This window comes from Lyngbya sp. CCY1209 (assembly GCF_055795065.1).
The window spans coordinates 1-8,963 of sequence record NZ_JAYFER010000565.1 but is presented as its reverse complement, the minus strand read 5'-3'; the positions used below and the strand labels follow the sequence as shown (position 1 = coordinate 8,963).

4 protein-coding genes are annotated in these 8,963 nt (G+C 54.7%); 3 read left to right on the top strand and 1 reads right to left on the bottom strand.

Annotated features, from left to right (window positions below; translation table 11 throughout):
• Nucleotides 1–87 precede the first annotated feature (87 nt).
• The gene (locus AC0QHF_RS19800) at nucleotides 88–420 is read left to right on the top strand and encodes a hypothetical protein (protein ID WP_324705964.1); all 333 of its coding nucleotides are present in this window, start codon (nucleotides 88–90) and stop codon (nucleotides 418–420) included.
• A 208-nt stretch (nucleotides 421–628) separates the two neighbouring features.
• Here AC0QHF_RS19800 and AC0QHF_RS19795 read toward each other — a convergent pair whose 3' ends face one another.
• Nucleotides 629–6,811, bottom strand: a complete 6,183-nt coding sequence (locus tag AC0QHF_RS19795; protein WP_324705963.1) for a translocation/assembly module TamB domain-containing protein — start codon at nucleotides 6,809–6,811, stop codon at nucleotides 629–631.
• Between the two features lie 282 nt (nucleotides 6,812–7,093).
• On the opposite strand from AC0QHF_RS19795, the gene AC0QHF_RS19790 reads away from it, so the two are divergent.
• Both AC0QHF_RS19790 and cutA read left to right on the top strand, forming a co-directional pair.
• Complete coding sequence (locus AC0QHF_RS19790; RefSeq protein WP_324705962.1) at nucleotides 7,094–8,029, top strand: pentapeptide repeat-containing protein; 936 nt, start codon at nucleotides 7,094–7,096, stop codon at nucleotides 8,027–8,029.
• 450 nt (nucleotides 8,030–8,479) lie between these two features.
• Entirely contained in the window at nucleotides 8,480–8,800 is a 321-nt protein-coding gene (cutA, locus tag AC0QHF_RS19785; protein ID WP_324705961.1) for a divalent-cation tolerance protein CutA, read from the top strand.
• Nucleotides 8,801–8,963 lie beyond the last annotated feature (163 nt).

Below are 8,963 nucleotides of genomic sequence, written 5' to 3'. Positions count from 1 at the left end.
TGGAAGCTCTGTCTCTTTAGAGCAGGGAGGAAAAACGAACGGCGGCTTGAGTCGCCTACATTCACCGAGGTGAATTACAATACAGCCATGAAACAAACGTTGACGATAGTTTGCAAGCTTAACCCCACGCCAGAATTCGTCTCCCCGACGGGAAGTTTCCCCGTCGCCGAGGCTCAAAATTCCTATCCCGAAGAATTCGTGACGCAGTATCTCCAGGGTTGCAATGCGCGATCGCAACAGGAAGGTCTGACCCCCCGGCAGGCGCAGGTTCTCTGCCAGTGTACCATCGACGAATATCAAGCCCGATTTTCCATCGAGGAATTTGCGGCGATCGTCCGGCAACTCCAGGACACCGGAGAAGCCCCCGACGAACTGCTGGAGGTGAGCTTGACCTGTAGCGCCCAATTGCGGGGTAACTGACGGGAAGAAACCGGGTTTCTTTGGTAGAGGGTGGGGACGGGGAGAGAGTCGTAGAAACCCGGTTTCTAAACCGAGAATTATTAATTGTTATAGCAGTTGCCAGGACGGTTAGGACATTGATTTTTCCTGAAACCCCGACGGTGAACGATTGGCCTTCCTGTTGCCTGTTGCCTATTGCCTGTTGCCGACTATAATTGTTAATGATTAATTAAAACCGGGTTTCATATTCAAACCGGATCTCGCTCTGGTTGCCGAAATTGGTGGCGCCGCGCAGCAGCAACTTGTCGTTGACGCGGTAGTTCAAATTCAACTGCGTCGGCTGATCGTCAGCCAGCACCCGGCTAATGGAAACCGAGACATCATTTCTGACATCGAAACCCACTTCCAAACCCAAACCCAAAGCTGTCGCCCCGGAACTCTCCTCCGACACCCGCGCCGGATAGATCCGAAACTCCGTCAACCCCGTGGCGTCGATGACGCTCTGCTGGATCTGGTTAAACAGTCCCGCACTGGCGATATTTGCCAACACCAAAGCCGTGTCTCCCGTCACCCCTTCGATCGCACTTCCCCCCAATAATGCCAGCAATTGGGTTTGCGATCGCGGCGGGGAACTCCGCAACTCGAGGATATCGTTAATTTCCGAAGCCGATCCCTGGGCGATGGCGAATACGCGAATCGTCCGCACCGTCCCGAACTGCGTCGCACTCGGCACTTCCGTCATTTCCGTGGCAAAAGCCGACGTCGGCGCCACCGCCGGAGTCGTTTCCGCTACCCGCGTCACCAACCGCACGTTCAAAACCGGGTCGAGTCCCTGGGAGGGTACAAACGTCACCGTTTGCGGATAGCCGCGATCCAACTGAAAGCGACTGGTATACAAATTCACCGCCCCCCCCGTCAGCTCGATCGTCCCGCTGGGGCGAATCGTGTCCAAATTCTCCAACTCCCCATTGACGACAATCATCCCCTGCACATTAAAGTTGAGGACGGGAGCATCAAATATCGACGTAATGGAAGCCGACTTCACCTGAATTCCCTCTCCCAACATCAGAGTAAAGTTATCGAAACTCACCTCCAAGGGCCCGGTGTCCGGCAACTCGCCCCCGCCGGGATTCTGTTCGAGGGCGACCACAATTTCCCCTTCCGGGCCCGTCGTCGGCGAAGCCCCTTGGGGCAGCGTCACCAGCGCCTCAGACACCGCTACCCCACCCCCGATCGCCGGTTGGAGGGCACTTCCCCGAACAATAATTTCCCCTTGGGCATCTCCCTCGTACAACCCCTCCAGGTTCAACTTCAAATTATCCAATACCAGCCGCAGGGGATTGGTAAGATCCGGATCTTCCCCCCGTAGGGGTTCAAAAATGGGCAGCACCCCTTCGAGCAAAATGTTGCCCGTCCCCGTCTCTCCCACTAACTCCCCTTCGATGCCCTTCACCCACAGGCGATTGTTCGTAAAAATTGCCGTGCCCGAGAGTCCCGCGATCGCCTGTTCGACACCGCGGGCCTGCAACACCCCGTCGAGCACCTTCAACTCCCCCTCCGGTTCCAAGACGAGATTGGCGATCGCACCGTCCGGCGCCTGCTCCAATATCCCCTGCAATCCCAGTTTCACCAACCCCTTCCCCTGCACCCAATCCACCTCCGGATTCACCAGGTTAATAATCTTGAACCCTTCATCCCGCACCTCCACCTGGGCACTGAGGAAATTACTTTCCGGGTTGACTTTCGCGAAGGGCAACCGAAACGGCACCGTCGCCCGATACCGAATCGGATCTTCGGCCGTCACCAACACCGCTCCCCCGGCGTTCAACCGGGCGTTATTGTAGCTGAAACTGCCCCGGGCTTCCTTGAGGGGTTCGCCATTGAATAAACCGTCGATGACGGTAAATTCCCCCGTCGCCCGGGGATTCTCCAAACTGCCCGAAAACAGCGCCTGCAAATTGAACTGTCCGCTCAAATCCACGTTGGGAATGTCGTAAAATGCCTCCACTTCCTCCAGGCGCAAATTTTTGACCCGCAACTGGCCGGAGGGAATTTGGCGATCGAGATCCAGTTGCCCCTGAAATCCCACCAGGGTTTGATCGGAACGCAATCTCAAGGGCAGAACTCGCACGATATTGTCCTCGAAACTCGCCTGGAGAATGAATTCGTCGGTTTTGTGCGGCCCCCAGGTCCAATCCTCGCCCCGGATGTCCGCCGTCGCCGTGATATCCGAGGGAGAACCGCTGACGTTGATTTCGCCGGTAAACGAGGCGTTGACTGCTTCTAAAGGGGGCAGGGGCAGTCCTTCCGGTTTTTGGCTTTCTTCCCACTTCAACAGGGCTTGAATTTCCGCCCAATATCGCAGTTGTTGGGTGAGGGATGCCGTCTCGGGCAGTCCCACGGTCACGGTGTTCAAAGTCGTTGCACCCGCATACAGGGGGGTTTGGATGCCCCGGGTGATATCTTCCAAGTCGTACCAGTGGAGGGCGGCGAATAGGTCTTGGAGGTTGCCTTGGGGGATGGTGATGTTGGCTTCCAAGGGGGGTTCGGCGCCGTCTGCGGGAGAAACCCCGGTTAAAATCTCGTTGACGTTGGCCCGGGCTGAAATCAGAACCACCGTTTCTCCCTGTTGTAGTTCTCCATCCGTGAGGCGGGCGATACCATTGGCTAAACTGACTTGAATACCGAAGCGATCGCCTTCTATATAACCCAAACTCGGCCGGTCCACCGATACCTCCCCAGTGGCGTCGATGCGACTCAGGTCGAAACTGGCAAAATCCGACACCGCCAACTCGGCGGAAACGTTGCCCCCCAGCGGACCGATTCCCGCCTGGGCCAGGGGAGCAAGCCCCAGGGGAGTTAGGGGAAAATCTTCTACACTGACTTGTAAGTTATTTTGAGTGGGAGAGGTGCCCCGGGCGATCGCATCTCCTCGCTGGACTAAAAACGACTCGGGCAAAAAGCGATCGTCCAACACCAATTCGATCCGATCTCCCTCCCCCGCCAAAGACACATTCACCCCCTCACCTAACCCCGCCTCGACGGGACCGGCTAACACCGGGTCGAATTCCAAACCCCGCAGGGCGAAATCCTCCAACCGCAGGTTCCCCCGCAGGTTCAACGCCGAAATGGGTCCGGTCACATTTCCCTGAAAACTCACCGAACCCCACACCGGTGGCGTATCTCCGGCTAAAATTTCCGGGGGCAATACCGCCAGCGCTGTCTGCACCAGGGGCGAATTCAAATCGAAATCGGACACCCGCACGTTAACATTCAGGTCGCCCAGACTCGGCACCCCCGTCCCGCTAAATTCCAACGCGAACATCCCGTCCGCCCCGAATTGCGGGGTCTCGGCCCGTTCCAGTTCCACCCGTCCCTCCCGCAACGTCGCCGCCGCCTCGAAGGGTTGGCGCAAAATCGGCAATTCCGTCAACCGCAACTGGGCCGCCGCCTCCAACGTCGCCCGGTTGAATTGCGTCACTGAACCGGAGGCGGTTAATTCTGTGTCCAACAGTCCCCGCAATAGGGGCAGATTTTCCGCCTGGTCCAATAACCCCGTCGGTCCGAGGGCCGATCGCACCCCGGTGAGATTTTCCGCCCATTCCGAAAACCGGCCCAAAGCGATGCGATCGCCGGCTAGTCGCGCCGTCCACGCTCCCCCCCCGACGCGGCCCGTGGCGGTGACACTCCCCCCATCATCGCCTAAATCGATCTGTCCGTCCAGGGTCAAATTCAAGTTTTCCGGACTCAGCGTCGCCAAATTCCCGGAAAATGACGTTTCCCCCCGCAGGATGCCGTTATCCACATCCAAACCCCGAATTTCTGCCACCACGTCGGGGGGCAGGTTCGCCAGGGGTAAACCCAATTCGATCAGGGGATTGAGGGGGATGTCGTTGGTTCTGACTGTGCCTTTAAATGCGCCGGAATTAATTTGTCCATCGGCAACAATTTCGCCTCCGAAATTACCCAAATTTATGATTCCATTAAAATTGCTATTAATATCGCTCGGATTGGCGAGATTTCCGGAGGCGATCGCTTCTCCGTTCAATCGAGAATTTCTCAGATCGGATGCCCGCACCTGTTCCCGCACGTTCGCCGGTAAATCAACGACGGACAATCCGGCATTGATAAAAGGATTAAGTGCCATCGAATTGGCATCTAATTTAAGATCAAATTTACCGTTTCTGAGGCGGGCATTTTCCAGGCTAACGGAACCGCCGATATTGCCTAAATCGACCCGTCCCGCCACATCGGCGGTGATGCCATTCGCAGTCAAATTATCCAAATTACCGACAATCGATCCTCGCGCTAATACTGCCCCATTCCGAAAATCGAGGGTTTGTAGCGATCGCTCGATTTCCGGCGACAAGTTGACGAAGGGCAAACCCAGTTCGAGCAATCTAGGAAGGGAAAGGGAATTGATATTAAAATCCGCTCCAAACTGTCTTTCATTGAGTCGAAAATCGCTGTCAATCGAACCGTCAGCAATACCAATTATGATGTCACCAGTCGCCACTATACCATCGAGATTGAGATTATCTAGGGAACCCAAAATATTTGTCCGAAAATCAATTTTTGACCCTTCAAGATTCAATTGTGATATTTTTTCTCGCAAATCTGGCTCTAAATTTGCCAAGGGCAATCCAAATTTCAGCAGGTAATCGACCGCCAACTGATTAGCAGCGATCGCCGCATTCCAATTATTATTTTCCCGCAATTGGGCATTTACATCCACCGTACCCTCGGCGACCCTGACCGTCCCATCAACCCGACCGTCATTAAATTGGGCATTTCCAAAAATCGGATAGGTCGCCCCCGGAAGTTCAAACACGACCTCTCCTGTGAGGTCGTCTATCTCGCCGGAAAGTTGGGCATTGGCGGAAATTTCACCCAACGTCAAACCGGGGGGAATGTCAAACAGTCGGGCGATCGCGTCCCCATCGAGGCGATCGACATTTAAACTCAATTCGACATTGGCATCGAAGGGAAATTCTTCCGCCGTTTCCGCCCCGGTTTCGTCCGGTTCCGCCGCCAGAAATTCCGTCAGTCCGTCCAGGGCGATCGCGCCTGACCCGGTAATTTCTCCCCCCGTTGCGAGCCGGATATTCAACTCGTCAATCGTGACAACCGGAGCGGACGCCAAATTAAATTCGTCCGTCAGTTCGGCGACGGTTTCCAATTGTATGGAAATTTCCTCGAAGGGGACGCGATCGATTTGGGTGGGTGCGGTGGTGGCGATCGCGATCGAAACGGTCGGTTCCTGCAAGGAGCCGGTCAAATCAATTTCCGCCTCCACTTCCCCCGCGATGGGAACGGGTAGGGCGATCGCTTCTTCCAACTGCCCTTCCACCGTTTCTAATAACGTCGAAAACGTGACGGGTTCCAAATTTGCCGTCAGATCAAATTCAGTCTGTCGGAAATCGAACTCGTCGTCTGTCGTCACCGTCCCACCGACATTCACCGCCACCTCGCCAAAACCGGCATCCAACTCTCGGATGACGGCCTGATTTCCCGTGAAGCGAAAGTTGCCGGTTTCGACGCGGACGGGTTCCGAAAGGGCTTCCACATCGGCTTGCAGTTGTTCGAGTTGCAGATCTCCCCAAATTCCAGTCGGTTTAAAATTCTCTAATTTAACCCTCAAATCCGCATCCGCATCCCCCTTTTCCAAGGCAAATCCGGGGGTTTGAACCAGTAACGCCAATTGCGGTAACGTCAGATCGTCGGCATCGAGTTCCGCTTCAATATTCCCCTCGGAAATTACCGCATTTGCCTTTAACCGGAAGTCTCCCCCCCGAGAAAATCGGCCGCTGACATTGCCCCGAATGCGATCGTTGGCGTCGCTGACATCCAAGGCGAGGCGATCGACTTCCAGCGTCACCGGATCTTCCCGAAGCGGCGCTTTTAGGAGGGTTTGGGGCATCAGTTTAACATCGGCATTCTCAACCCGAATCGTGCCAATTTCAACCTGTAGGGGACTTTCTCCCTGCTGTTTGAGTTGGGTTCTGATCCAATTTCCGGCTGAGTCTTCTTCGAGGTAGACTTCCGGATCGATCACCGTCAAATCGATGAGAACCGTCGGTTGAAATAGGGACACAATAGAAATCGTCGCTTCGATCGCTTCCAATGAAGCCGTATTGGGATTCGTTGCAGTCGGGGGAATAGCGGACGGACCGAACCGAATGGAAATGATGCCAAACCGTTCCACCGGGCCGACTTCCACGGGGCGATCGATGATCCCTTCTAAGGTTTCGGCAATGATGGGGGCGAGACGAGACTTCACAAACCAACTCACGCCCCCCGCGATCGCGATCGAGGTCACACCCAAGCCGACGCCCCCCCAAATCAGCCGACGTCGCCAGCGTCGGACCGGGCGCGGCGTGGGTTCGGTCGAAGGATTGGGAGAGTTCGTCATCTCGATGCTCCGGAATGGCAACAACAGACACACGAAGCGTAGCGTAAATCTTCCCCTGAAGTTTGAGGAGTATAAAAAATTAACTGTCATATTGTTGCCGTTTGCGCCTCAGAACGCAAGCAATCCGAGACGGAAGTCGGTACGGCCTGCATTCGCCCTCGTTCGAGAATCGGGACGGAAAAACGTTCCCGACTCCTCTGATCACGCGATCGCAAAAATATAAAAACTTTCTTAAAATTCCGTGGTTAGATAGAAAATGAGAGGTAGCCGGAGTCACTTCTGATGAACGTCAGCCATCTTCTGAGGCGTTACGAACAAGGCGAAATCGACTTTTCGGGGGTCGATCTGAGCGGGGCGGACCTGGGGGGAGCCATTTTGATCGGTGTCAACCTTTCCCGGGCGAACCTCGCCGGCGCCAACCTCACCCGGGCGTTTCTGAGTCGCGTCAAGCTCAACGGGGCCAACCTACAGCGGGCTAATCTCAGCTTCGCGAAAATGAATGAAGCCAAATTGGTGGACGCCGATCTCACCAAAGCCAATCTCAACGGGGCGTTTTTGGTGAAGGCGAAACTGCCGGGGGCGAGGCTGAGTGGGGCGAGTTTGGCGGGGAGCAACTTGCGGCGGGCGAGTCTTCCCAACGCCAATTTATCCGGGGCGAACCTGCAATTTGCCAACCTGCGGGAGGCAAATTTGACCGGGGCTGATTTGAGGTGGGCGAATTTTTACGGCGTCCGACTCAGCGGCGCGAAATTATTCGGGACAAAATTGACGGATATTAACCTGCAAAATGCTTACTTAAATGGCGTCAATTTGAGCCGCCTCGATCTCAACGGCGTGAACCTGAGCGAGGCGAGAATGTGCGGTTCCAATTTGAGCGGAACTCAACTCAATTATGCCAATCTCAGCCGCGCCCAACTGCGGGGCGTCTGTTTGCAGGGGGCGGACTTGACGGCGGCAAATTTGGAGGGGGCCTGTTTGACCTGGGCCAATCTCAATAGCGCGAAATTGTCCCGCACCAACTTTCAGGATGCCGACCTTCAGAATGCCACACTGGCGGGCGCGCAGGTCGAGGAAACGGATTTTTGTCGCGCCACTTTGCCCGATTCTTTCCGGCTCTATCTGGATTTAGAAAAGATTTGTTCTTGTACGCCCTATCATCCCGAAAATTCCGAAATGTCGCGATCGCAGTTTTACAATCGCATCGAAAAAATGCTATAAAAAAACATCTTATTTGCCAATTCATTCGTCAATCATGTCGTGAAATTTTGCTGCTAAAACTGTGCATTAAAAAGGCAATTGTGGGTGACGGCGCGAATGAAAAGTTGTCGGTTTTTCCGAAAAATTACTGTCGCGCCTAACCCACCCTACCGGACCGACTATTCAAAACGTAGCACAGGCATCTTGACGTAGCACAGGCATCTTGACGTAGCACAGGCATCTTGACGTAGCACAGGCATCTTGACGTAGCACAGGCATCTTGCCTGTGGATTCAGATCGAATCGCCTCATTTAAGATGAAACAGTCCAGTCGGGTGGATTAGCGCCAGCGTAACCCACCGCCCAAAGACCGATATTTGATGATAATCTAGTCGGGTGGGTTAGCGCCAGCGTAACCCACCGCCCAAAGACCGATATTTGATGATAGCTGAAAGCAAAATTTAAGTTAAATATGGCAGACAATTACGGTATCGTATTAGTAACGGCAGGTTCCAAGGCCGAAGCAGAGGCGATCGCCAAAGGTTTGGTGGAAGCCAAACTCGCAGCCTGCGTGGGTCTGACCCCCATCCATTCCGTCTACACCTGGAAGGGCGAAGTGTGTTCGGAAGACGAATGGCAATTAATTATCAAAACCGATCTGAGTATATTTCAAGCCTTAGAAACGAAAATTTGCCAACTCCACTCCTACGAAGTCCCCGAAATTTTAGCCGTGCCCATCGCCGCCGGTTCCCCCGCCTATTTGCAGTGGATATCGGAACAGGTACAGCCTTAATTTGAATTCGTTTTCTCGCCCTCTCCCCCAACCCCTCTCCCAATTCTGGGCGAGGGGGGCAAGAGTTCCCCCCAAAATTGGGGGGTTAGGGGGGCTTCCGGCACTTCTCGCCCTCTCCCCCAACCCCTCTCCCAATTCTGGGCGAGGGGGGCAAGAGTTCCCC

Excerpts from the sequence above, each read along its gene's own strand:
- cutA (WP_324705961.1), top strand. The coding sequence starts at position 8,480 with ATGGCAGACAATTACGGTATCGTATTAGTAACGGCAGGTTCCAAGGCC.
- AC0QHF_RS19795 (WP_324705963.1), bottom strand. The coding sequence starts at position 6,811 with ATGACGAACTCTCCCAATCCTTCGACCGAACCCACGCCGCGCCCGGTC.
- AC0QHF_RS19800 (WP_324705964.1), top strand. The coding sequence starts at position 88 with ATGAAACAAACGTTGACGATAGTTTGCAAGCTTAACCCCACGCCAGAA.
- AC0QHF_RS19790 (WP_324705962.1), top strand. The coding sequence starts at position 7,094 with ATGAACGTCAGCCATCTTCTGAGGCGTTACGAACAAGGCGAAATCGAC.